The sequence below is a fragment of the Microbispora rosea genome, from assembly GCF_900156315.1.
GTDB classification, from domain to species: Bacteria; Actinomycetota; Actinomycetes; order Streptosporangiales; family Streptosporangiaceae; genus Microbispora; species Microbispora rosea.
The window spans coordinates 1-23,435 of the sequence record NZ_FTNI01000047.1 but is presented as its reverse complement, the minus strand read 5'-3'; the positions used below and the strand labels follow the sequence as shown (position 1 = coordinate 23,435).

Sequence of the window (23,435 nt, the reverse complement as noted above, 5' to 3'; positions counted from 1 at the left end):
GTGGCGCTGAATGTCACCGACCTCCGGGTCTACTACCGGACGCTGCGCGGCGAGGTGAAGGCGCTCGACGGCGTCACGTTCTCCGTCGCCGACGGCGAGATCATGGGCCTGGCCGGGGAGTCCGGCTCGGGCAAGTCCACGCTCGCCAAGAGCCTCATCCGCCTGGACGGCCGCATGCGGCACGTCGGCGGCACCGTCGAGCTGGACGGCGCCGCGATGCCGCTGTCGGACGACGACGCGATGGACGAGTTCCGCTTCCGGAAGGTGTCGCTCATCCCGCAGTATTCGATGAGCGCGCTCAACCCGACCAGGAAGATCGGCAGGATGGTCGGCGAGCTGCTGGACTCGCGCGGCGAGCGGCCGGACCGGGCCGAGCTGGAGCGGCGGCTGGAGCTGGTGGGCCTGTCGAAGGACGTGCTCGACCGCTATCCGATCGAGCTGTCCGGCGGCATGAAGCAGCGGGTGGTCATGGTGGTCTCCACGCTGCTGAACCCCTCGCTGCTGATCGCCGACGAGGTCACCTCCGCGCTCGACGTGTCGAGCCAGAAGGCCGTGGCCACGACGCTGCTCGGGTTCCGCGACCGCGGCCTCGTCACGAGCATGATGGTGGTCACCCACGACATCTCGCTCGTCTACCAGATCGCCGACTCGATCATGGTGATGTACGCCGGGCGGCTGGCGGAGAAGGCCCCGGCCGACGTGCTCGTCACCGCCCCGAGGCATCCGTACACCCAGCAGCTCGTCTCCGCGCTGCCCGAGGTGGGGGTGCGCTACGAGGACCGCCGGCTGGCGGGGATCCCCGGCAGTCCGCCGTCCCTGCTCAAGCCGCCCGGGGGATGCCGGTTCAGGGACCGCTGCCCGCTCGCGTTCGACCAGTGCGCCGAGCAGCCGCCGTTCGCCGAGGTGGCCCCGGGCCACCTCGTCGCCTGCTGGAAGGCCGAATAGATGCTCAAGCTCGACGGTGTGTCCAAGGTCTACCGCGTCGGCGCGTTCGGCGGGCGCGAGCTGAAGGCCGTCTCCGACGTGAGCTTCGAGGTCGGCGAGGGGGAGGTGGTCTCGCTCATCGGGGAGAGCGGCAGCGGCAAGAGCACGCTCGGCCGGATGATCCTGCGCCTGGCGTCCGTCAGCGGCGGCACGATCACCCTGGACGGCAGGGACATCACCTCGATCAAGGACCGCAAGGAGTACTACCGGCAGGTGCAGGGCGTCTTCCAGGACCCCTTCAGCTGCTACAACCCCGTCTTCCGCGCCGACCGCGTGTTCGCGATGATCAAGGAGCAGTACTTCCCCAGGGCCGGCGCGGACGAGTGGCGAAAGCGCGTGGAGGGCGCGCTGGAGAGCGTGCGGCTCGACCCCGGCAACGTGCTCGGCAAGTATCCCCATCAGCTCAGCGGCGGGCAGCTCCAGCGCATGCTGATCGCCCGGGCGGTGCTCCTCGACATCCGGCTGCTGGTCGCCGACGAGATCATCAGCATGCTCGACGCGTCGACCCGCATCGACGTGCTCAACCTGCTCGCCGACCTGCGGGCGCGCGGCCTCGGCATCCTGTTCGTCACGCACGACCTGTCGCTCGGCAACTACGTCAGCGACAGGACCGTGGTGCTGCGGCACGGGAAGATCGTGGAGATGGGCCGGACGGACCTCGTCTTCGGCAGCCCCGCTCATCCCTACACGCGCTCGCTGCTGGCCTCGGTCCCCCGGCTGCACGCCAAGTGGACGGACGCCGAGATGACGGACGCCGTCGAGGACGTGCCGTGCGCGTACCACGAGGCGCCGCAGGAGAGCCGGACCCGCCCCGGGCTGGCCGAGATCGACAGTGATCACTATGTGGCGTGCGCCGATAAGGAGAAAGCGTGAGCTCGTACCGTCCCCTGCACGACGGGTGGACCGTCACCGCCGTGTCGTCGACCGGGCAGCTCCGGCCGGTGGTCGCGGGACTGCCCGCGGCCGTTCCCGGTTGCGTCCACACCGACCTGCTCGCCGCCGGGCTGATCGAGGATCCGTACCTGGACGACAACGAGGACCGGCTGACCTGGATCGGCCGTACGGCATGGTCGTACGAGACCATCTTCGTGTGGGAGTCAGCGGGGGACGGCGCCGACGACGACCGGGCGGACCTCGTCTGCGAGGGGCTCGACACGGCCGCCACGCTCGTGCTCAACGGCGTCGAGATCGGCACGACGGCCAACATGCACCGGTCGTACCGGTTCCCCGTGCGGCACCTGCTGAGCGAGGGCGAGAACACGCTCAAGATCCTGTTCGACCCGCCGTACGGGTACGCGGAGGCGCAGAGGGCGGCCCTCGGCGACCGCCCCGGCGCGTACGCCGAGCCGTACCAGTTCATCAGGAAGATGGCCTGCAACTTCGGCTGGGACTGGGGACCGACGGTGGTCACCGCCGGGATCTGGCGGCCCATCGGCATCGAGACCTGGAGCACCGCCCGCATCGCCGAGGTGCGCCCCCTCGCCGCGGCGGACGGCACGGTCGAGGTGTACGTCGCGGTCGAGCGCGCCGCCGAGCGGCCCCTCACCCTCTCGGCGTCGGTCGCGGGCGTGACCGAGAGCGTCACCGTCGCAGCCGGGCAGCGGCGGACGGTCGTCACGCTGGCCGTGCCGGACCCCGACCTGTGGTGGCCGCGCGGGTACGGCGAGCAGCCCCTGTACGACCTCGTGGTCCGGCTGGAGGACCAGGAGTGGACGGGCAGGATCGGATTCCGGTCGGTCGAGCTGGACCGGACCGATGACGCGTTCACCTTTGTGGTCAACGGCAAGCCCGTCTTCGTCAAGGGCTTCAACTGGATCCCCGACGACTGCTTCCCCAGCCGGATCACCCGGGAGCGCCTCGCCGAGCGGTTCGCCCAGGCGGCCGCCGCGGGCGCCAACTGCCTGCGGGTGTGGGGCGGCGGCAGATACGAGAGCGAGGACTTCTACGACCTCGCCGACGAGATGGGCCTGCTCGTCTGGCAGGACTTCCCGTTCGCGTGCGCGGCATACCCGGAGGAGGGCCGCTTCGCCGCGGAGGTGGAGGCGGAGGCCCGCGAGCACGTCGCCCGCCTGGCCCGCCACGCCAGTCTCGTGCTGTGGTGCGGCAACAACGAGAACATCGAGGGCCACGCCGACTGGGGCTGGCAGGAGAAGCTGGAGGGACGCAGCTGGGGCGGCGGCTTCTACTACGACCTGCTTCCCCGGGTCGTCGCCGAGCTCGACCCGAGCCGGCCCTACTGGCCGGGCAGCCCCTACTCCGGATCCCCGGACCTGCCGCCGAACGACCCGGCCAAGGGCACGGTCCACATCTGGACGGTCTGGAACACCCACGACTACACCCACTACGCGACCTACACGCCGCGGTTCGTGGCCGAGTTCGGCTTCCAGGGCCCGCCCACGTACGCGACGCTGCGCGCCGCGGTGTCCGACGACCCGCTGACGCCGGTCTCCCCGGGCGTGGCCCACCACCAGAAGGCGATCGACGGCGACCTCAAACTGCTGCGCGGCCTCGGCGAGCACCTGCCCCGGCCGGACGGGTTCGACGACTGGCACTACTACACCCAGCTCAACCAGGCCAGGGCGATGGCGTTCGGCATCGAGCGGTTCCGGGCGCTCGCGCCCCACTGCATGGGCACGATCGTGTGGCAGCTCAACGACTGCTGGCCGGTCACCTCCTGGGCGGCCGTGGACGGCGGCGGCCGGCGCAAGCCGCTGTGGTACGCGCTGCGCCGCGCGTACGCCGACCGGTTGCTGACCTTCCAGGGCGACCAGGGCGGCACGCTGGCGGTCGTCAACGACACCGACGAGCCGTGGTCGGGCGAGCTCGCCGTCGACCGGCTCACCCTGGCGGGGGAGATCCTCGCCAAGGAGCGCTTCGACGTGTCGGTCCCGGCGCGGGGCACGGCGTCCGTCAAGCTGCCCGAGGGAGGCGCGTGGGCAGGACATCCGGCGGGCGAGGTGCTGGTGGCCACCCTCGACGACGTACGCGCCCTGCGGTTCCCGAGTGAGGACCCGGCCATGGACTACCCGCCGGCGGAGATGGACACGGTGGTCGAGGAGATCGAGGGCGGGCTGCGGGTGCGGGTGACCGCGCGGACGATCGTGCGCGAGCTGGCGATCTTCCCCGACCGGCTCGATCCTCGCGCGACCGTGGACGACCAGCTCGTCACGCTGCTGCCGGGGGAGACCGCGGTCTTCCACGTCACCGGCGGCGAGGTGGACCCCGGCGCGCTCGTGCGTCACCCCGTGCTCCGATGCGTCAACGAACCCCGTTAGTCTCGGAACCCCCCCTTGACGCCCGAAGGACGCATGTGGACCTGCTCACCAATGTCATCAAGGACTATCCCTGGGGCTCCCGGACGGCCATCGCCGAGCTGACCGGGCGGCCCGCCTCCGGGCCGGAGGCCGAGATGTGGCTGGGCGCCCACCCGGCCGCGTCCTCCCGGCTGACCAGGGACAGGGCCGAGATCACCCTCGCCGAGGCGGTCGCGGCCGACCCGGCGGGGACCCTCGGTGAGGCGGTCGCCGGTCGGTTCGGGGAGCGGCTGCCGTACCTGATGAAGCTGATCGCGGTGGACGCGCCGCTGTCGCTGCAGGTCCACCCGGACGCCGAGCAGGCCGCCGACGGCCACGCCCGGGGGGACGCGAACTACACCGACCCCTGGCACAAGCCGGAGCTGGTCTGCGCGCTAACGCCGTTCACCGGACTGGCCGGGTTCCGGCCGCCCGGGCAGGCGGCGATGCTCGTCGAGCGGCTGCACGTGAACGCGCTGCGGCCGGTGGTCGCGGCGCTGCGCGACGGCGACGTGCTCGCCGCGCTGCGGGTGCTGCTCGAGTGGCCCCGATCCGGGGGCACGTCCCGGCGGGAGCTGGTCGAGTCGGTGGTGTGGGCGGCCTCCGCCTGCCACACGCCCGACTACGCGCTCGTGGTACGGCTGGCCCGGCGATATCCGGAGGACCCGGCCGTGCTGGCGCCGCTGCTGATGCGCCGCCACACGCTGGCCCCCGGCGAGGCGCTGTTCCTCGGGGCCGGGGTGCTCCACTGCTACCTCGACGGCTTCGGCGTGGAGATCATGGCCTGCTCGGACAACGTGCTGCGGGCGGGCCTGACCGGCAAGCGCATCGACGTGGAGGAACTGCTGCGGATCACTGACGCCGCGGCGCAGCCCCTGCCGGTGGAGCCGGCCGACGGCGCGTACGTGCCCCCGGTGCCGGAGTTCCTGCTCCGCAGGATCGCGCCCGGCGCGGACGGGGCGCTCCCGGGGGGCCTGCCGAGGATCGTGCTGTGCACAGAAGGCGTCGTGAACGTGGGCACGGCCGACGCGGAGGTCAAGCTGCGGCCGGGCGAGTCGGTGTTCACCGCCGCGTCGGAGGGCTCCGTCGAGATCGGCGGGGACGGCGTCGCCTTCTGCGCCGAACCCCACCTGTGACTCACTTAGCGTGATGTTTGTCCTACGTGGCGTGATGTGAGCGCGTCCCGCGGGTAGGAGCCCCTCATTGTCACGCGCGGCCCGATGAGGGGGATCCATGGGGCGCTTCAGGGTAGCCGGTATCGCCGCGGCGTCGTTGGGGGCGGTCGCGCTCTCCGCCTGCGCCGCCGGTGGGGGCAAGCAGGTCACACACGCGAGCCCGGCCGGTCACCAGCAGAAGAACGCGGCGGCCGGGGCGGCGCTGCGCAAGTCCGAGACGGCCGCCGCCGCTCAGGTGAAGGCCAACGAGCTGGGGCAGGTCCCGGTGATCATGTATCACCGGATCGTCAAGAACCCGCCGCCGGGCGACGACCGCAGCCCGAAGGACTTCCGCGACGAGCTGGAGCGGCTCGCGGCGGAGGACTACGTGCCGGTCACGGCGGCCGAGTACGTCACCGGAAAGATGGACATTCCGGCGGGCAAGCACCCGGTGGTGCTGACCTTCGACGACTCCTCGCCCTCCCAGCTCACACTCGACGGCATGGGCAATCCGACCCCGGACTGCGCGATCGGCATCCTGATGGACGTCGCGAAGAAGCATCCGGGCTTCCGGCCGGTGGCGACCATGTATGTGATCAAGGACCTGTTCGGCAAGGCCCGGCAGGAGGAACAGCTCCAGGTCCTGCAGTGGCTCAAGGACCACAACTTCGACATCGGCAACCACACCCGCGACCACCTCAACCTGCTCGGCAAGCCGAAGGACCAGGTGGAGAAGCAGGTCGCGTCCGGGCAGACGCTGATCACCTCGCTGATCAAGACGCCGCCGGTCACGCTCGCCCTGCCGTACGGCAACCAGCCGCACGAGAAGAAGTGGGCGCTGCAGGGAACGTCCGGCGGCACCCGCTACGACTACAAGGGCGTGTTCCTCGCGGGCTACACCCCGTCGCCGTCGCCGTTCACCAAGGACTTCGACCCGGTCGGCATCCCGCGGATCAGGTCGAAGGAGAAGGTCGGCGACTGCAAGAAGTTCTGCTCGATGGCGTGGCTCGACTGGCTCAAGGCGAACCCCACCGACCGCTACACCTCGGACGGCAACCCCAACACGGTCGCCTTCCCGAAGTTCAAGGCGGCCTTCGTCGCACCGTCGTTCACGTCGCGTGCGCTGCCGTACTGACGGGACGGATGACCTTGCGGGGGCGGCTACCCTGCCTGCATGGACGACGCCATCGCCGACGAGACCGCCCTGCGGGGACTCACACCGCGGCTGATCGGCCCGGAGATCATCGCAGTCTTCGCGGTCTCGCTCGGCGCCAGCGCGCTGCTGTCGCTCATCCGCCTCATCGGCGCGCTGACCGCGCCGAAGGACCTGGGCGACCAGCACGCGGTGCTCGTCGGCTCGCTGGCGCCCGGCCGGCCGTGGCTGGATCTCTCGCTGCACCTCGCGGGGATCGCGGTGAACGTGGCGCCGGTGGGCCTCGTGGCTTACCTGCTGGCCCGGTCGGGCGAGTCCGTGCGCACGATCGGGGCCGACTGGCGCGAGCCTGGCCGCGACACGGCGCGCGGCGCCGCGCTCGCGGCGGTGATCGGCGGCAGCGGGCTGCTGTTCTACCTGTTCGCCTTCCGATCCGGGTTCAACCTGAACGTCGTGCCCGACAGCCTGCCGGACTACTGGTGGCGGATCCCGGTCCTGGTCGCCGAGGCCGCCCAGAACGGCGTGCTGGAGGAGGTGCTGGTCGCCGGTTATCTGCTGCACCGGTTGCGGCAGCGCGGCTGGTCGCCGTGGCGCGCGGTCGGGACGTCGGCCGTCCTGCGCGGCTCCTACCACCTCTACCAGGGCTTCGGCGGCTTCCTCGGCAACATCGCGATGGGCGTGGTCTTCGGCCGGCTCTACCAGCGCTGGGGGCGGACCATGCCGCTGATCATCGCGCACACGCTGATCGACGTGGTCGCCTTCGTCGGGTACGGCGTGCTGCGCGGCCGAGTCTCCTGGCTGCCCTGATCTCCTGTCTAATCGGGCGGAATGCGTTCTCTCTGGCGCGCCTGATTGATTTGGGCCCGATCCCGATGCATCGTTGACGGGCCGCCGCACGTCTGGATCCCCCCGGGCAAACCGGCCTGTCCTGGCCGCATTTTCATTCGGGGAATTCGCATGAGGCGTTTATCGATACGCATTCCATATTCGGCGCGCCGTCGCGCCGCCGTCGACCGCCGGCCCGGGGGTCCCACCCGGCCACCCGGTCGCAGACGTCCGGTCAGCCCGCCGTACCGATGCCGCGTGGGCGGCGGGGCGGGCGTGCACGGCTCCGTCGTACGGGCCGGCGCGATCGCCGTGCCCGTGCGCGCGGCCCTGCCCGTACGGCCCGCTCCCGGGTGCGCCGGGTCGTGGGCGGCGGTCCCGCCGAGGCGGGAGACGGGCGTCTTATTACCACCGGTGCCGAGGGCACGGTCCGATCCGTTATGTCCAGCACGCCGGGTGCCCGCAGGGGCGCCCGGCGTGTCTCGTCTTCACCCGCTCAGGTTCATCCGCTCAGGCGAGGCAGCGCAGCGCGCTCCTGAGGCGGGCGTCCAGAGGATGGTCGGCGGGCAGACGGCCGACGGTCGCCTCGACGAACTCCTCGGGGGGAAGGTCGGCGGTCAGGCCGTCGTCCACCTGCACCAGCACCCGGCCGCAGGCGTGTTCGACCCGCGCCGTGGACCCCTGCTCCTCCAGCACGAACATGCCCACCCGGACCCGCCAGCCGAGGCGGTCGCCGGCCTCGCCCGGCGACACCGGAGCCCCGACGTCGTCGGCGTGCGCGGCGTACTCCGAGTCGTAGTGGAAGGTCTGGAGGCCGGCCGGGTAGGGGCCGGCCGACGTGTGCAGCGTGCCGTCGCGGCCGAGGGCCCGCATGCGCCTTCGCGTCTCCCCGTTCCTGGTCCGCCACTCGTCGAGCACCTGCTCCACCGGCAGGCCGCGCCGCCTGCGCACGCACCACTCGTTGAAGTCGCCGAAGCCGCCGTGCACGCCCTCGTGTTCGAGCAGCTCGTAGAACCCGTCGATGTCGTCGTCCAGGCACGCCTGGTTGTACAACTCCTCGCCGGCCAGGTGCGCGAGCACGTCGCGCACGGTCCAGCCGTCGCACCGGGAGGGGCGGTTCCAGCCGTCCTCGTCGAGGGAGGAGAAGAAGCGGTCGAGCCGCGCCGCCTCGGTGTCGAAGATGTCGAAGGGGTCGAGCCCCGCAAGTTCGTCCCGTGCAGAGGTCATGCCTGAGCCGTACCCGGACCCGCCGCACCCTCACTTCGCGGCGGTCCGGCAGGAGGCATCGGGCGGTGTCACGACATTTCTCTCCTAAGTCGGACATTTAAACCTGCGGCGGCCTCAACAATGCGCAGGGGAAGGGAAAGACCGGGTGTTAGCTCGTTTGTCCGGTGATCTGCGCGGAAACCCCGAGATCGGTAAGCACGGTGGTTGTTCTCTGGTTGTTCTAGGGGGAAAACGAAATGGCTAAAAGCACGAGCGTCGCCGGGGTCCTCGCGATCGGCGCCGTCCTCGCCGGTGGCGCCGTGATCGCGAGTGCTCCTCTCGTCGCGGCTCCGGCGGGGGCCGCCACGATGTCCGCCACGATGTCCGCACAGCACGGCCTCGTCCGGGCCGGCCATCCGCACGCGCGGGGCCAGCGCAACCGCCAGAAGAACGGGAACCGGCACAACCAGCGACTGCGGGAGGAGCAGCGCCAGCACCAGTTCCTGATGCGTGACCTCACGCTGGTCCTCGTCCCGTTCCAGAAGGACACGACGGGCGCGACGGCCCTGCCGTACAACTGGCAGAACGACAGCGTCTCCGCCCAGCAGTACGCCGACCTGGACCAGCTGGACGCGATGCAGGACATGTCCAAGGCGGTCGAGATCAACGCCGAGGGCCAGGAGGGCGACAACAAGACGACGGTCTCCCCGCGGACGGACGAGCACGACGTGGACAAGACCGTCACGGTCGACAAGGGGAAGCACGACCGCCCGGCGCCCCGGCCGATCACACCCACGCCCACACCCACGCCCACAGTCACGGTGACGCCCACGCCCGCCGCGTCGCCCGCCCCGGCGCCGGCCGTGCAGCCCGCCGCGCGGCCTGCGGCGCAGCCGGCCGCCAAGCCCGCTCCGGCTCCCGTCGTGAAGCCGGTCGTGAAGCCGGTCGCCAAGCCGGTCGTGAAGCCCGCCGTCGCGCCCGCGGCGTGCGCTCCCGCCTGTTCGCCCGGTCTCCTCTCCCTGCCCCTGACCCTGTCGCTCACGGCCAAGGTGTCCCTCGCGCCGGACGCGAACGCGGGCACGGGCACAGGCACGGGCACGGCGGCGAAGCCGGCCACCGCGACGACCGCGACCACCGGGGCCTGCCAGCCGCCGCTCGCGAGCTGAGGCGTCAGGCGTCCCTGCGGGCCAGCAGGACGGCGGCCAGCGCGTACGGCACCGCCACCCAGGCGACCATGACCGCGAGCGCGGCGAGGGGCGACAGGAGCTCGCCGCCGAGCGACTGGGGGTTGCCGGTGCCGGCCAGCTGGCCCGCCAGGGCGCCGGGGAGGATCGAGCCGATGCGCTCGTTCCAGGGCGCCGGGACGTTGTTGACGATGATCGGGAGCACGTACCAGACCGCCACGAGCGTGGCGATGGCGGCGACGGCCGACCGCGTGATCGCGGCCAGGCACAGGCCGAGCAGCGCGAACATCGCGATGGACAGGCTCAGCGCGAGGAAGAGCGGCATCTGCCGGCTCAGCGCCTCGGCCGACTGCCCCCGGATGGGCCGATAGCCGATGATCAGCCGTCCGGCGGCCCACGTGGCGAGCACGGCCGCGAGCCCGGTGCAGAAGGAGACGACCGCGACGACGCCCGCCTTGGCGGCGAGCACCCGCCCGCGCGACGGCAGCACGGTGAACGTGGTGCGGATCATGCCGGTGCCGTACTCGCCGGAGCAGGCGAGGACGCCCAGCACGGCCAGGCACAGCGAGGCGAGCCAGTTGGCGAGCTCGGGCAGCGACGACACCTCGAGGCGGTCGCGCTGCCCGGGCGGCAGGCCCTCCCACAGGTGGACGGCGTACCACGCCAGCAGGGCCATGAGAGCGACGACGACGCCGACCACGCCGAGGACGACGGAGGTGGACCGGAGGGTGCGGAGCTTGAGCCATTCGGCGGCGAGGGCGTCGATCATCGGTCCGCACCCCCACCCGTGAGCTCGGCCGTGAGCCGCATGTAGGTCTCCTCCAGCGAGGCGCCGCGCGGGGTGACCTCGTGGAGGGGGATCGCGTGCCGGGCGGCGAGGTCGCCGATCTCCGTCGGATCGAGGCCGCGCACCGACAGGCCTCCGCCGTCCTCGGCGGTGACCGTCCCGCCCGCGGCCGACAGCGCGGCGGCGAGGTCGGCGGCGCGGCTGCTGCGGACGAGGACGTCCCGTACGGCGGTCAGCTCCCGCATCGGCGTGTCCGCGATGAGCCGCCCCCGGCCGATGATGACGAGATGGTCCGCGGTGAGCTCCATCTCGCTCATCAGGTGACTCGACAGGAGCACCGTGCGGCCTTCGGCGGCGAGACCGCGGAGCAGGTCGCGGATCCAGCGCACGCCGTCGGGATCGAGGCCGTTGACCGGCTCGTCGAGCAGCAGCACCGCGGGGTCGCCGAGGAGCGCGGCGGCGATCCCGAGGCGCTGACGCATGCCGAGCGAGAATCCGGCGATCCGCTTGCGGGCCACCCCGGCCAGGCCCACCTGCTCGATGACGGACACGACCCGGTCCCGGCCGATGCGGTTGGCGCGGGCCATCCAGCTCAGGTGGGCGAGGGGCGTACGGCCGCCCTGCACCGCGCCGGCGTCCAGGAGGGCGCCCACCTCCCGCATCGGATGGCGGATGCGGTCGTAGCGGCGGCCGCTCACCAGCGCCTCGCCGCTCGCCGGGCGGTCCAGGCCGAGGACGACCCGCATGGTCGTGGACTTGCCCGCGCCGTTCGGCCCGAGGAACCCGGTCACGCGGCCTGGTTTCACGTGGAACGTCAGCCCGTCCACGGCGACCGTGCGTCCGAAACGCTTGGTCAGCTCTCTGACTTCGATCATGTCCCGACGGTCTCGCGGGCCGCCCGCTCCCCGCGTCGGAGCGGGGTGCGATCCGCAGGACCCGCCTCAGACCGTGGCATGACAGACCGTGGCAGGAGGCGCGCGTGCGCGCGTATGGCTAGCGTGGGCGCGTGGACGATCCGGACGTGCGGCCGTTGTTCCCCCGGCCGCTGCGCCCCCGTGAGCTGGTCGCGCTCGACGTGCTGGCGGCGATGGGGTACGCGTTCGTGCTGGTCGTCGAGTCCCCGGCCGCGCGGCGCCCGGCGGCCTTGGCTCTGATCGCCGCGATGACGCTGCCGCTCGCGGTCCGGCGGCGGTGGCCGCTGCCGGTCTTCTGCGTCGTCGCGGTCGCGTCCGTGGCGGCCATGACGCTCGGCGTCGTGCGGGAGCCGCTGGCCGCCGCGGCGTACGCGCTCTATCCGGTCGCGCTCGGCACTCGGCGGCGCCGGTGGGAGCCGACGGCGGCGATCGGCGCGCTGACCGTCGGGGCGCTGCTGCTGGCGGCGTTCGGCGGCGTCGCGGCCGGGCCGGAGGTCAGGCGGGTCGTGGAGACCGTCGTGCTCGGCTCACTCGCCCTGGGCGGCGCCTGGACCATCGGCCGGGCGGTGCGGGAGCGCCGGGCGTACGCCGCGCACCAGGCCGAGCAGGCCGCCGAGCACGCCGTCACCGAGGAACGGCTGCGCATCGCCAGGGAGATGCACGACGTGGTCTCCCACACGCTCAGCCTCATCGGGGTCAAGGCCGGGGTCGCCGCGCACGTGGCGGACCGGCGGCCGGAGGAGGCGCTGGAGGCGCTGCGCGTCATCGAGGCCACGAGCAGGCAGGCGCTGACCGAGATGCGGCACATGCTCGGCGTGCTGCGCACGGCCCCCGGCGCTGTCCCCGGCACGCTGTCTCCGGCGCCGGGCCTCGCGGCGCTGCCGGACATCGCCGAGCGTGCGGCGGCCGCGGGCGTACGCGTGGATCTGGACGTGCGGGTGGCGGACGGACTGCCCCCGGCCCTGGAGCTGGCGGTGCACCGGATCGTCCAGGAGGCCGTCACCAACGTGGTCAGGCACGCGGCCCCCGCGGCCTGCCGGGTGCTGGTGCACGACGAGGGAGGACAGGTGCGGATCGAGGTGACCGACGACGGGCCGGGCCGCCGGGTCCTGCCCGCCGGTCCACCCCGGCATGGGGCCGGGCATGGGTTCGGGCACGGGGTGATCGGCATGCGCGAGCGCGTCGCGGCGTACGGCGGGGCCTTCACGGCAGGTCCGCTGTCCGGCGGCGGGTTCCGCGTGCTCGCGCTCCTGCCGCGGGAAGGGGAGGGGACGTGAACGAGCCCGATCCGATCCGGGTGCTGCTCGCCGACGACCAGGAACTGCTGCGCGGCAGCCTGCGCCTGCTGGTCGACAGCACGCCTGGGCTGGTCGCGGTCGGCGAGGCGGGCACCGGGACGCGGGCGGTCGAGCTGGCCCGCGCCGAGCGTCCCGACGTCGTGCTGATGGACGTGCGGATGCCCGGCATGGACGGCATCGAGGCGACCCGGCGCATCTGCGCCGAACCTTCCGGCGCCAGGGTGCTGATCCTCACCACGTTCGACCTCGACGAGTACGTCTACGCGGGGCTGCGGGCCGGGGCGAGCGGGTTCCTGCTGAAGAACACGCCGCCCGCCGACCTGCTGACGGCGATCCGCGTCATCGCCGCGGGCGAGGGGCTGCTGGCGCCGAGCGTGACGCGGCGGCTGATCGCCCAGTTCACACAGTCCACACAGTTCGCCCGGACCGGCGCGGACCGGCCTCGCTCGGGGCCCTCGCTCGACGGCCTCACCGTCCGGGAGCGTGAGGTGCTCACGCTCGTCGCGCGCGGCCTGTCCAATCTGGAGATCGCCGCGAGCCTGCATGTGAGCACGGCCACCGTGAAGACCCACATCGGGCACCTGCTCGCGAAGCTCGGCGCGCGCGACCGGGCCCAGCTGGTCATCGCCGCCTACGAAGGGGGGCTCGTCTCCACGACACAGGGACGCCCGTGACAGGCTGGAGTGCGTGGAAGACTTCGATGTGATCGTGATAGGCGCGGGTCCGGCAGGCGAGGTCGCGGCGGGACGGCTGGCGGCCGCCGGCCTCAGCACCGTCATCGTGGAGAGCGAGCTGGCGGGTGGGGAGTGCTCCTACTGGGCCTGCATGCCGAGCAAGGCGCTCCTGCGGCCGGTGGACCTCGCGGGAGAGGTGGGCCGGGTCACCGGCCTGCGGCTCGCCGGTCCGATCGACGCCGGCGCGGTGCTGGCCCGGCGTGACGCCGTGGTCTCGCAGTACGACGACGCGGGGCAGGCCCGGTGGCTCGACTCCGCGGGCGTGACGCTCGTGCGCGGCGCGGGACGGCTCGCCGGACCCCGGCGGGTCGAGGTCACGACGGCCGACGGCGGCGTCCGCACGCTTGTCGCGAACCACGCCGTCGTGCTGGCCACCGGCAGCCGCTCGGTGATCCCACCCGTGGCCGGTCTCGCCGCGGCCGGGCCGTGGACGAACCGTGAGGCGACCGGCGCGCGTGCCATACCGGAGCGGCTCGTGGTGATCGGCGGCGGCGTGGTCGCGTGCGAGATGGCCCAGGCCATGCGCGGGCTCGGGTCCCGGGAGGTCACGATGCTCGTGCGGGGCGGCGACCTGCTGACGAGGATGGAGCCCTTCGCGGGGGAGATGGTCGCGCGGTCGCTGGCGGACCAGGGGGTCGACATCCGCACGCACGAGAGCGCGGAGAAGGTCGAGCGGCCGGAGCCGGGCGGCGAGGTCACGGTGCGCCTCGCGAGCGGGGGGACGGTCAGGGCCGACGAGATCCTGGTCGCCGCCGGTCGCCGGTCCGCTACCGACGACCTCGGACTGGCCTCGGTCGGGCTGCCGGAGTCCCGTCCGGTCGAGGTGGACGACAGCATGCGGGCCACCGGTGTGGCGGACGGCTGGCTCTACGCGGTGGGAGACGTCAACGGTCGCGCGCTCCTCACGCACATGGGCAAATACCAGGCGCGGGCGGCCTCCGACGTGATCGTCGCGCGTGTCCGGGGCGAGGCGGACGACCGGCCCGGCATGCGCGATCGCGCGGACCGCGCGGGGGCGCCGCAGGTGGTCTTCACCGATCCGCAGGTGTGCGCGGTGGGCCGTACGGAGGCGCAGGCCCGCGCCGAGGGCTTCGACGTGCGGGTCGTGGAGCACGACATGGAGCAGGTGGCCGGCGGCTACCTCCTCGGCGAGGGCTATCGGGGCAAGGCCAAGGCGGTGGTGGACGAGCGCCGCCGGGTGCTGCTCGGCGTGACCTTCGTGGCTCCGGGAGCGGCCGAGCTGCTGCACGCCGCGACGATCGCGGTCACGTCCGAGGTGACCCTGGACGACCTGTGGCACGCCGTCCCGTCGTACCCGACGGTCAGCGAGGTGTGGCTGCGCCTGCTGGAGGCGTACGGGCTCTAGGGAGCGCGGTCACCCGTCAGGGCTGACCAGTCCTGTCTGGTAGGCGATGACGACCAGCTGTGCGCGGTCACGCGCAGCCAGCTTCGTCATCGCGCGGCTGACATGGGTGCGGGCGGTGGCCGGGCTGAGGGACAGCTCGGCGCCGATCTCGTGGTTGCTCAGGCCCCGGCCCACCAGGGCCAGCACTTCCCGCTCGCGCTCGGTGAGCACCGCGAGCCGGTCGTCCGCGGCCTTGGCCGCCTTCCGCAGCGCGGTGAACCGGCCGATGAGACGTCTGGTGATCCGCGGTGCCAGCAGGGCCTCTCCCGCGGCGACCACCCGGATGGCGTGCAGGAGCTCGGCCGGTCCTGCGTCCTTGAGCAGAAAGCCGCTGGCGCCGGCCTGCAGTGCCTCGAAAACGTAGGCGTCGGTGTCGTAGGTGGTCAGGATGAGGATCCGGACGCGCTCGAGCCCACGCATCCGGGTGATCTCGGCCGTGGCCCGGATCCCGTCCAGCTTGGGCATGCGGATGTCCATGAGGACGACGTCGGGACGGGTCGTGCGGGCGCTCTCTACGGCTTCGGCCCCGTTGGTCGCCTCGCCGACCACGGTGATGTCGTCCTCGACGTCGAGCAGCAGCCTGAACCCCGATCGCACGAGCCTCTCGTCGTCGGCGAGCAGCACCTTGATCGGAGTGGCGGCCGACGGTGGGACGAATGCCGTGTTCACAGGCGCGCTCCGGTCGGTACGAGGGGCAGCCGGGCCCTGACCTCGAACCCTCCGCCAGGAGTCGGCTTGGCGTCGAGGTCTCCGCCGAGCAACTGACAGCGCTCGCGCATGCCCGATATGCCGCGGCCGGCCCCGGCCGGCGCGTCCGTGCCGTCGCCGGATGCCCGATCCGCGGGGCCGCCGCCGGATCCGGTGCGGCGGCCTTCGTCGGCCACACGGATCTCCAGGCTGTCGACGCTCGGATTCAGTGCGACCGTGACCCGGGTCGGACCGACGTGGCGGATCACGTTGGTGAGCGACTCCTGCAGGATCCGGTAGGCGGCGCTGTCCACCGCGCTCGGCAGCGGCGTCGCGGGGGCGGGCGCTTCGAGCGTGACGTCCAGTCCGGCGTCGCGTGCCTTGGCGGTGAGTTCGCCGATCTGATCGAGGCCGGGGTGGGGCGCGCGGCCGTCGTCGTCGTCACGGAGCACACCGAGGATGGCGCGCATCTCGTGCAGCGCCCGCGAGCTGGTCTGCTCGATGGCCCGCAGCGCCGCGCGGGCCTGTTCCGGTCTCTTGTCGAGCACGTGCGCGGTGACCCCGGACTGCACGTTGATGATCGCGATGGCGTGCGCGACGGTGTCGTGGACTTCGCGTGCGATTCTGAGCCGTTCGGCGTCGACCCGCGCACGTGCTTCGTCCTCACGGGTCCGTTCGGCCAGTTCCGCGCGCGCCTCCGCTTCGGCCGCGATGACCCGCCGGGACCGGACGGACTCGCCGAGAGCCACGCTCATGACCGACGCGCCGATGCGGAAGTACACCCATCCGATGGCGGCGCGCGGCTGGATGTCGGCCGCCGCGACCAGCCACCAGACGGCGAGCACGCCGGTGCCCACACCGGCGATCACCAGCGACCGGTGCCCGTCACCGTAGGCGGCGAGGGTGTACAGGGCGACGAAGAGCCCGAGCCAGCCGGGCCCGTCCGGGAAGTCGAGACCGTAGTACACCAGGCTGGCGAGCGCGGCGGTGACGAACACGGCGACCGGCCACCGGCGGCGGACGGCCAGCACCAGGCCGTTCACCGCCAGCAGCGCGAACCCGAGGTGTCCGAAGTCGGTGAGCGGACGGATCGTCCCCTCGGCGGCGACGCGGATGAGCGTCCCCTGCACCTGCATCACGGTGACGAAGAGCGCGAGTGCCACGTCCTGCGCCACCACATGCACTGGGGACGACGCGGCACGGTGATTCATGCCGTGATCGTACTGTTTCCGCACCCGGACGAGGCTTCGCTCAGACGCGTGAGCCGCTACCCCGGCGGGCGTAGCGGAACGGGAGACGCCTACGTCCGATCGCGTAGACGCCGCCATCCGATGTCAGAGGCTGCGGCGGCTTCACCCGCACGACGATTGCCGCCATGAACGATCACTCTCTCGCACGGCACCGGCCCGGTACGGATGGAGCCCTGGCGAGACTGGCCCGGTTCTGTCATCGGCGGCGCCGCCTGGTCGTCCTGGCCTGGATCGCCGGCGTGGTCGCCCTGGCGATCGCCGGTTTCGGCTACGGCGCCGCCCCCGAGAACGACTTCTCCGGCGGTGACTCCGACTCCGCCAAGGCGCAGGCGCTGATCGAGAGGCACTTCCCCGAGAGGCAGGGGGACACGCTGACTCTCGCGATCAGGACGGAGAGGGGAATCGACGACCCCGTCGCCCGCCGGAGGATCGAGAAGACGCTCGCCGATCTGGCGGCCTCACCAGTCGTGGGACCGGTGACCTCGCCATACCAGGACAGGAGCCTGGCGACGCAGGACCGCCGCATCGCCCGCACGACTGTCCCGCTGACCCGGAAGGAGGTGGACAAGACCGAGGTCAAGCCCTTGGTGGAGATGGTCAGGAACGCCTCCGGCGACGGTGTCACGCTGGCGCTGGGCGGAACTCAGGCGGAGAAGGCCGAGACACCTCCGCAGGGTTCGGCCGAGAGCGTGGGCATCCTGGCCGCAGCGGTGATCTTGTTCATCGCCTTCGGGTCCCTGGTGGCGATGGGCCTGCCGATCGTGACCGCGCTGCTGGCGATCGTCGCCGGAATCGCCCTGATGAAGCTGGTGGGCTACGTGGTCCCCGCGCCGGATTTCACCGTCGTCATCGCCGCCATGGTGGGGCTCGGCGTCGGCATCGACTACGCGCTGTTCATCGTCACCCGCTACAAGGACGGCCTGCGGGACGGAGACGAGCCCGAGACCGCCACGGTCAAGGCCATCGCCACCGCTGGTCACGCGGTGCTGTTCGCGGGCACGACCGTCGTGATCGCGCTGATGGGCCTGATCGTCATGGGACAGCGGCTGATGACCGGGGTGGCCGTCGCCACTTCGGCGATCGTGCTCGTGACGATGATCGCGGCGGTGACTCTGCTGCCGGCGTTCCTGGGCTTCACCGGCCACAAGATCGACTCGTTGCGCCTGCCCCGTCGCACGTCCCGGGAGCGCCGTACCCTCGCCGAGCGCTGGGCCGGCGTGGTGCAGCGCAGGCCGCTGGTCTCCGCCGTTCTGGCCGGAGCGGTCCTGGTGGTGCTGGCCGCTCCCACGCTGTCGATGCGGCTGAGCAACCCCGACGCCAGCGTCCAGCCCCGTGACAGGAGCAGCTACCTCTCGTACGAGATCCTCTCCGAGGGCTTCGGCCCCGGCTACGGCGCACCCCTGATCTTCGCCACCGAGGTGGGATCCGGCCACGGCGATCCACGTCCCCTCGTCGCGGCGGTCGGCGCGACCGAGGGCATCGCCTACGCCACGCCTCCTCAGGTCAGCGCGGACGGGCAGGCCGCCGTCTTCATGGCCTTCCCCACCACCGGATACCAGGACGAGGCGACCGCGGACCTGGTGCACCGGCTCCGCGACGACGTGTTGCCCAAGGCACCCGGCGGTGATGGGGTCTACGTCGGTGGCCCGAACGCCGCGACCGTCGACACCGCCGACGACGTCGGCTCGCGCCTGCCCCTGATGATCGCGGTCGTCGTCGCGGTGTCCCTGGTGCTGCTGATCGCGCTGGTCCGGTCGGTCACGATCGCGCTGCAGGCCGCCGTCATGAACCTGCTGTCGATCGGCGCCGCCTACGGCGTGCTCGTCGCGGTCGTCCAGTGGGGGTGGCTGGGCTCGGCCCTCGGCTTCCCCACCGCCATGCCGATCACGACGTGGGTGCCGATGATGATTTTCCCCGTGCTGTTCGGCCTGTCCATGGACTACGAGGTCTTCCTGATCTCGCGGGTGCGCGAGGAGTACGAGCGCACCGGCGACACCCGGGCGGCCGTCGCCCACGGGATGGCGCGGACCGCCAAGGTCATCACGGCCGCGGCCGCCATCATGATCGCCGTCTTCACGACATCCCTGCTCGGCTCCGACGTCGCGGTGAAGCAGGGTGGTCTCGGCATGGCCGTGGCCGTACTGATCGACGCCACCGTCATCCGGCTGGTCCTCGTCCCCGCGGTGATGGAACTGTGCGGCAAGGCCAACTGGTGGATGCCCGGACGCCGGGCACCGAAGCGGGCCCCGGCGCCATCCGCCGAGGCCGGGGAATCCGCGGTCGGGGAAGAGATCAGGGTCTGAGTCATCGGATCACCAGGGCGGGATGGCGGGGGTCCTCGACGCGGACGACCACGTCGGCGGCCCGCAACGGCCCGGTCTCCCGCTCGTATCGCTCGTAGGCGGGCAGCGTCCACCGCTCCTCCGGCGGCGTGCGGCGGGCCAGCGCGGCGGCCGACAGGGACAGGTGGACGGTCACGTCGAACGGCAGGCCGCGCCCGAGCAGCAGCGCGCCGTCGAGCAGCACCACCCCGCCCGGCTTCAGCGTCACGTAGTCCGCACGGGTGGCCCGGTCGCGCTCGCTGTCCCACAGCGAGGGCAGCACCCGGCCCGTACGGCCCGCCTCCAGCGGCCCGAGCACCTCGCGGACGAGGCCGCCCACGTCCAGCCACTCGTCGTGGAAGACGTCGGGGTCGGTCCTGCCGAACTCCAGCCGGAGCGAGGCGGGGCGCAGGAACCCGGCCGCGGGCACCCGCAGGACCTCCCGGCCGCGCAGGCGCAGCGGCTCCACCAGGTCGTCGGCCAGCCGCCCCGGCTCGGCGGCGGGGGCGCCGTCCACGGCGACGCGCACCCAGGCGTCGCGCGGCCGGTCGGCGATCAGGTCGGCGAGTTCCTCCACGAGCAGGGACGGGGAGACGGGACGCGCACGCACGCCCCCATCATTGCCCACGGAGTGACCAAGGTCCCCCCGGGGCGGGTCGGGCAGCCCTGTGACCATGATCCGGGCTGAGTCAGGCTTCAGACGTCCCTTCATGACTGTGGAGCCCTCATGGACGTCCTGGATCTGTCCCGGTGGCAGTTCGGCATCACAACCGTCTACCACTTCCTGTTCGTGCCGCTCACGATCGGCCTGTCGGTTCTCGTGGCCGGGTTCCAGACGGCCTGGCACCGCACGGGTGACGCGGCGTACCTGCGGATGACGAAGTTCTGGGGCAGGCTGTTCCTGATCAACTTCGCGATGGGCGTGGTCACCGGCATCGTCCAGGAGTTCCAGTTCGGGATGAACTGGAGCGCGTACTCGCGCTTCGTCGGCGACGTGTTCGGCGCGCCGCTCGCGATGGAAGGGCTGATGGCCTTCTTCCTGGAGTCCACCTTCCTCGGCCTGTGGATATTCGGCTGGGACAAGCTGCCGAAGAGGGTCCACCTGGCCACGATCTGGCTGGCCGCGATCGGCACGAACATCTCCGCGTACTTCATCCTCGCGGCCAACTCCTGGATGCAGCACCCGGTCGGCTACCGGCTCAACCCGGCCACCGGACGCGCGGAGCTCACCGACATCTGGGCCGTGCTGACGAACGTCACCACCCTCGCGACGTTCCCCCATGTGATCTTCGGCGCGTTCGTGACGGCCGGCGCGTTCGTCATCGGCGTGAGCGCCTGGCAGCTCGCGCGCAGGCGTGAGGTGGACCTGTTCCGCGCCTCGGCCCGCGCCGCCCTGGTCGTCACATTGGCCGCCTCGGCCGGGGTGATGCTGAGCGGCCACTGGCAGGCGCAGATCATGACGAGGCAGCAGCCCATGAAGATGGCCGCCGCCGAGGCCCTGTGGGAGGACGAGGCCTCCGCGGGCTTTTCGATCTTCGCGGTCGGCGACGTGGAGAACGGCCGCAACCACATCAACGTCCAGATCCCCTATGGCCTGAGCCTGCTGTCCACCAACACCCTGGACGGCAGGGTCGAGGGCATCAACGACATCCAGGCGCGCTACGAGAAGACGTACGGACCCGGCGACTACCGGCCGGTCGTCGGCCTCGCGTACTGGTCGTTCCGCCTGATGATCGGCTTCGGCGCCCTGGCGGGGCTGCTGGCGCTGGCCGGTCTGTGGTTCACCCGCCGCCGCAGGCTGCCCGGCACCCCCTGGTTCTACCGGATCGGCGTGCTCGGCATCGGCCTGCCGTTCCTGGCCAACACGCTCGGGTGGATCTTCACCGAGATGGGCCGCCAGCCGTGGACCGTGTTCGGCGTCATGCGGACCGCCGCGGCCGTCTCCCCGGGCTCCGACGTCGGCGAGGTGGCGACCACCCTGATCGGGTTCACGCTGGTCTACGCCGTGCTGGCGGTCATCGAGGTCCGTCTGCTGCTGAAGTTCATCCGGAAGGGGCCGGAGCCCGAGGACGCGGTCCACCGGGACGAGCCCGCTCTCCCCGCCCTGTCGTACTGAAGGACGATCTCATGGAGCTCACCACCGTCTGGTTCCTGCTCATCGCCGTCCTGTGGACGGGCTACTTCGTGCTGGAGGGGTTCGACTTCGGCGTCGGCGTCCTGCTGCCGTTCCTCGGCCGCGACGAGGCCGAGCGCGGCACGCTCACGCGCGCCATCGGCCCGGTCTGGGACGGCAACGAGGTCTGGCTGCTGGTCGCGGGCGGCGCGACGTTCGCCGCCTTCCCCGAGTGGTACGCCACCCTGTTCAGCGGCTTCTACCTGCCGCTCTTCCTGATCCTGCTGGCTTTGATCGTGCGCGGGGTGGCGCTGGAGTATCGCTCGAAGAGCGACAGCACCCGGGGCTGGGACCACGCGTTCTTCTGGGGCTCGCTCGGCCCGGCCTTCCTGTGGGGCGTGGCCTTCGCCAACATCGTGCGCGGGGTCCCGCTGGACGCCCGGCACGAGTACACCGGAGGCCTGCTCGACCTGCTCACCCCCTACGCTCTGCTGGGCGGCGCGGCCACGCTGGCGCTGTTCACCCTGCACGGCGCCGTGTTCACCGCGCTCAAGACGACCGGCGAGCTGCGGGAACGGGCCAGGACGGCCGCCCGGTGGACCGGCCTGGCCGCCCTCGTGCTGGGCGGGGCGTTCCTGCTGGTCACGCAGCTCATGACCGGCGCGGCGGGCACCTGGGCGAGCGTGGCGGTCGCCGCTGCCGGGATCGCCGGCGCGCTCGTCGCGACGCTGCGCGGCCGGGACGGGTGGGCCTTCCTCGCCAACGCGGCCGCCATCGTCGCGGTCACCGTCACGCTGTTCGGCGGCCTGTGGCCGGACGTCATGCCCGCGCTCGACCCGGCCAACAGCCTGACCGTCCACAACGCGGCGTCCACGCCGTACACGCTGGGCGTCATGACCTGGGTGGCGGCGATCTTCACTCCGGTGGTCCTCGCCTACCAGGCGTGGACCTACTGGGTGTTCCGCCGTCGCCTGACGGTCACCCGCTGACGCATACGAGAGCGCCCGCCTCGGGAGACGAGGCGGGCGCTCTTCACGGGCGCTATCGGTTGAGCCGGCGGCCGGAGATCTGTTCGGGGGCCATGACGATGAAGTGGTCGTGGGTTCCGGGCACCCACGGTGTGAGCGGCAGCGCCGACAGGCGGGCGATCTCCTCCGGTTCCGAGACCGCGCGGGCGTGCCCGACCGCGGTCACCGACCAGCCCCGGCGGAACGTCACGTCGAAGTCGTCGGCCTCGAAGGCGACGACGGCGTTGCGCGCTGCCGCGGCGAGCTTGGAACCGGGGGCGGTCCGGATGACGATGTTCCCGTCGAGCAGGCAGAAGTTGACCGGCTGGACGGCGGGGAGAGCACGATCGGTGAAGACGATCCTGCCGATGGGGGCGGAGGCCAGCAGGTCCAGGCATTCCCCTCCGCTGAGGATCTCCAGGCCGGCCGAGTCGAGCTTCATGTCTGCAAGCCTGCGGGATCGACCGCCGCCGGGTTAGGGACGAAGGTCCCGTCGTCGACGTCGATCGGCCCCGGCTCAGCCGTCCCGTCCGGCCTTGAGGCGGGCGGCGAGCGCGGCGGCCTGGGTGCGGCGCTGCATGTCGAGCTTGCTGAGCAGGTTGGACACGTAGTTCTTGACCGTCTTCTCGGCCAGGAACATCCGCTCGCCGATCTGGCGGTTGGTCAGGCCCTCGCCGATCAGCTCCAGGATCTGCCGCTCCTGGTCCGACAGCGCGGCCAGTGGGTCCTTCTTCGCGGCCTGGTCGCGCAGCCGGTGCAGCATCGCGGCCGTGGTCTGCGGGTCGAGCAGCGACTGCCCGCCGGCCACCGTGCGCACCGCGCCCACCAGGTCAGAGCCGTGGATCTGCTTGAGCACATAACCGGCCGCCCCGGCCATGACCGCGTTGAACAACGCCTCGTCGTCGGCGTAGGAGGTCAGCATCAGGCAGGCCAGGCCGGGCACCTTCGAGCGCACCTCACGGCAGACGTCCACGCCGTTGCCGTCGGGCAGGCGCACGTCGAGCACCGCCACGTCCGGCTTCAGCGCGGGGATGCGGGCCACGGCCGACTCGGCCGTCCCCGCCTCGCCGACGATCTCGATGTCGTCCTCGGCGTCCAGCAACGCCGCCACCCCACGCCG

General features: G+C 72.0%; 21 protein-coding genes. 13 read left to right on the top strand and 8 right to left on the bottom strand.

The genetic code is table 11. The features are described from left to right. The 6 genes from BXA11_RS38980 to BXA11_RS38955 all read left to right on the top strand — a co-directional run bounded on the left by BXA11_RS38980 (position 1) and on the right by BXA11_RS38955 (position 7,391). Entirely contained in the window at positions 1–945 is a 945-nt protein-coding gene (locus tag BXA11_RS38980; protein ID WP_030508701.1) for an ABC transporter ATP-binding protein, read from the top strand. Continuing rightward, on the top strand, positions 946–1,857 hold the full coding sequence (locus BXA11_RS38975) for an ABC transporter ATP-binding protein (protein WP_076442852.1): 912 nt from the start codon (positions 946–948) through the stop codon (positions 1,855–1,857). Beyond that, complete coding sequence (locus BXA11_RS38970) at positions 1,854–4,259, top strand: glycoside hydrolase family 2 protein (protein ID WP_076442850.1); 2,406 nt, start codon at positions 1,854–1,856, stop codon at positions 4,257–4,259. Before BXA11_RS38975 ends, BXA11_RS38970 begins: the two co-directional genes overlap by 4 nt. A gap of 35 nt (positions 4,260–4,294) precedes the next feature. Next, on the top strand, positions 4,295–5,413 hold the full coding sequence (gene manA / locus BXA11_RS38965; RefSeq protein WP_076442848.1) for a mannose-6-phosphate isomerase, class I: 1,119 nt from the start codon (positions 4,295–4,297) through the stop codon (positions 5,411–5,413). Between the two features lie 97 nt (positions 5,414–5,510). Then, a complete protein-coding gene (locus tag BXA11_RS38960) occupies positions 5,511–6,566 on the top strand; it encodes a polysaccharide deacetylase family protein (protein ID WP_030508705.1) in 1,056 nt (351 codons plus the stop codon). Between the two features lie 39 nt (positions 6,567–6,605). Next, a complete protein-coding gene (locus tag BXA11_RS38955) occupies positions 6,606–7,391 on the top strand; it encodes a CPBP family intramembrane glutamic endopeptidase (protein ID WP_197042660.1) in 786 nt (261 codons plus the stop codon). 528 nt (positions 7,392–7,919) lie between these two features. Here the strand turns inward: BXA11_RS38955 and BXA11_RS38950 are convergent. Continuing rightward, positions 7,920–8,636, bottom strand: a complete 717-nt coding sequence (locus BXA11_RS38950) for a maleylpyruvate isomerase family mycothiol-dependent enzyme (RefSeq protein WP_076442846.1) — start codon at positions 8,634–8,636, stop codon at positions 7,920–7,922. A gap of 236 nt (positions 8,637–8,872) precedes the next feature. On the opposite strand from BXA11_RS38950, the gene BXA11_RS44175 reads away from it, so the two are divergent. Further along, positions 8,873–9,781 (top strand): hypothetical protein, encoded by a 909-nt coding sequence (locus tag BXA11_RS44175; protein ID WP_076442843.1) that lies wholly within the window; start codon positions 8,873–8,875, stop codon positions 9,779–9,781. A 4-nt stretch (positions 9,782–9,785) separates the two neighbouring features. Here BXA11_RS44175 and BXA11_RS38940 read toward each other — a convergent pair whose 3' ends face one another. Next, the gene (locus tag BXA11_RS38940; protein WP_076442840.1) at positions 9,786–10,568 is read right to left on the bottom strand and encodes an ABC transporter permease; all 783 of its coding nucleotides are present in this window, start codon (positions 10,566–10,568) and stop codon (positions 9,786–9,788) included. Further along, on the bottom strand, positions 10,565–11,461 hold the full coding sequence (locus BXA11_RS38935; protein WP_076442838.1) for an ABC transporter ATP-binding protein: 897 nt from the start codon (positions 11,459–11,461) through the stop codon (positions 10,565–10,567). Before BXA11_RS38935 ends, BXA11_RS38940 begins: the two co-directional genes overlap by 4 nt. A 131-nt stretch (positions 11,462–11,592) precedes the next feature. On the opposite strand from BXA11_RS38935, the gene BXA11_RS38930 reads away from it, so the two are divergent. From BXA11_RS38930 to BXA11_RS38920, 3 genes are read left to right on the top strand one after another with little or no spacing between them, the layout of a single operon-like run. Then, positions 11,593–12,777: a sensor histidine kinase gene (locus BXA11_RS38930; RefSeq protein WP_239105324.1), complete on the top strand. Its 1,185-nt coding sequence runs from the start codon at positions 11,593–11,595 to the stop codon at positions 12,775–12,777. Beyond that, positions 12,774–13,472 (top strand): response regulator, encoded by a 699-nt coding sequence (locus BXA11_RS38925; protein ID WP_076442836.1) that lies wholly within the window; start codon positions 12,774–12,776, stop codon positions 13,470–13,472. Before BXA11_RS38930 ends, BXA11_RS38925 begins: the two co-directional genes overlap by 4 nt. Positions 13,473–13,485: 13 nt before the next feature. Continuing rightward, a complete protein-coding gene (locus BXA11_RS38920; protein WP_204054085.1) occupies positions 13,486–14,898 on the top strand; it encodes a dihydrolipoyl dehydrogenase family protein in 1,413 nt (470 codons plus the stop codon). 9 nt (positions 14,899–14,907) lie between these two features. On the opposite strand, the gene BXA11_RS38915 is transcribed toward BXA11_RS38920, so the two are convergent. Next, complete coding sequence (locus tag BXA11_RS38915) at positions 14,908–15,606, bottom strand: response regulator transcription factor (protein ID WP_076442832.1); 699 nt, start codon at positions 15,604–15,606, stop codon at positions 14,908–14,910. After that, positions 15,603–16,835 carry a sensor histidine kinase gene (locus BXA11_RS38910; protein ID WP_076442829.1) on the bottom strand — a complete coding sequence of 411 codons (1,233 nt, stop codon included), beginning with the start codon at positions 16,833–16,835 and terminating at the stop codon, positions 15,603–15,605. The genes BXA11_RS38915 and BXA11_RS38910 overlap by 4 nt, the downstream gene beginning before the upstream one ends. Before the next feature lie 164 nt (positions 16,836–16,999). On the opposite strand from BXA11_RS38910, the gene BXA11_RS38905 reads away from it, so the two are divergent. Beyond that, a complete protein-coding gene (locus tag BXA11_RS38905; protein ID WP_076442826.1) occupies positions 17,000–19,177 on the top strand; it encodes an MMPL family transporter in 2,178 nt (725 codons plus the stop codon). Position 19,178: 1 nt separating this feature from the next. Here the strand turns inward: BXA11_RS38905 and BXA11_RS38900 are convergent, their stop codons facing one another. Further along, positions 19,179–19,805, bottom strand: coding sequence for a nucleoside/nucleotide kinase family protein (locus tag BXA11_RS38900; protein WP_076442824.1), 627 nt, complete (start codon positions 19,803–19,805; stop codon positions 19,179–19,181). A gap of 117 nt (positions 19,806–19,922) precedes the next feature. On the opposite strand from BXA11_RS38900, the gene BXA11_RS38895 reads away from it, so the two are divergent. Together BXA11_RS38895 and cydB are read left to right on the top strand one after the other, a co-directional pair. Continuing rightward, positions 19,923–21,311, top strand: a complete 1,389-nt coding sequence (locus tag BXA11_RS38895; protein ID WP_076442821.1) for a cytochrome ubiquinol oxidase subunit I — start codon at positions 19,923–19,925, stop codon at positions 21,309–21,311. Positions 21,312–21,322: 11 nt separating this feature from the next. Further along, positions 21,323–22,297 (top strand): cytochrome d ubiquinol oxidase subunit II, encoded by a 975-nt coding sequence (cydB, locus tag BXA11_RS38890; RefSeq protein WP_076442819.1) that lies wholly within the window; start codon positions 21,323–21,325, stop codon positions 22,295–22,297. Between the two features lie 52 nt (positions 22,298–22,349). Here the strand turns inward: cydB and BXA11_RS38885 are convergent, their stop codons facing one another. Both BXA11_RS38885 and BXA11_RS38880 read right to left on the bottom strand, forming a co-directional pair. Then, the gene (locus BXA11_RS38885) at positions 22,350–22,757 is read right to left on the bottom strand and encodes a pyridoxamine 5'-phosphate oxidase family protein (RefSeq protein ID WP_030508720.1); all 408 of its coding nucleotides are present in this window, start codon (positions 22,755–22,757) and stop codon (positions 22,350–22,352) included. Between the two features lie 75 nt (positions 22,758–22,832). Next, on the bottom strand, positions 22,833–23,435 hold a 603-nt coding region (locus tag BXA11_RS38880), incomplete at its 5' end, for a response regulator (protein ID WP_076442882.1).

Bases quoted from the DNA above. Each gene is read 5' to 3' on its own strand.
- BXA11_RS38975 (WP_076442852.1), top strand. From the start codon at position 946: ATGCTCAAGCTCGACGGTGTGTCCAAGGTCTACCGCGTCGGCGCGTTC.
- BXA11_RS38960 (WP_030508705.1), top strand. From the start codon at position 5,511: ATGGGGCGCTTCAGGGTAGCCGGTATCGCCGCGGCGTCGTTGGGGGCG.
- BXA11_RS38955 (WP_197042660.1), top strand. From the start codon at position 6,606: ATGGACGACGCCATCGCCGACGAGACCGCCCTGCGGGGACTCACACCG.
- BXA11_RS38950 (WP_076442846.1), bottom strand. From the start codon at position 8,636: ATGACCTCTGCACGGGACGAACTTGCGGGGCTCGACCCCTTCGACATC.
- BXA11_RS44175 (WP_076442843.1), top strand. From the start codon at position 8,873: ATGGCTAAAAGCACGAGCGTCGCCGGGGTCCTCGCGATCGGCGCCGTC.
- BXA11_RS38940 (WP_076442840.1), bottom strand. From the start codon at position 10,568: ATGATCGACGCCCTCGCCGCCGAATGGCTCAAGCTCCGCACCCTCCGG.
- BXA11_RS38935 (WP_076442838.1), bottom strand. From the start codon at position 11,461: ATGATCGAAGTCAGAGAGCTGACCAAGCGTTTCGGACGCACGGTCGCC.
- BXA11_RS38910 (WP_076442829.1), bottom strand. From the start codon at position 16,835: ATGAATCACCGTGCCGCGTCGTCCCCAGTGCATGTGGTGGCGCAGGAC.
- BXA11_RS38905 (WP_076442826.1), top strand. From the start codon at position 17,000: ATGAACGATCACTCTCTCGCACGGCACCGGCCCGGTACGGATGGAGCC.
- BXA11_RS38895 (WP_076442821.1), top strand. From the start codon at position 19,923: ATGGACGTCCTGGATCTGTCCCGGTGGCAGTTCGGCATCACAACCGTC.
- cydB (WP_076442819.1), top strand. From the start codon at position 21,323: ATGGAGCTCACCACCGTCTGGTTCCTGCTCATCGCCGTCCTGTGGACG.
- BXA11_RS38885 (WP_030508720.1), bottom strand. From the start codon at position 22,757: ATGAAGCTCGACTCGGCCGGCCTGGAGATCCTCAGCGGAGGGGAATGC.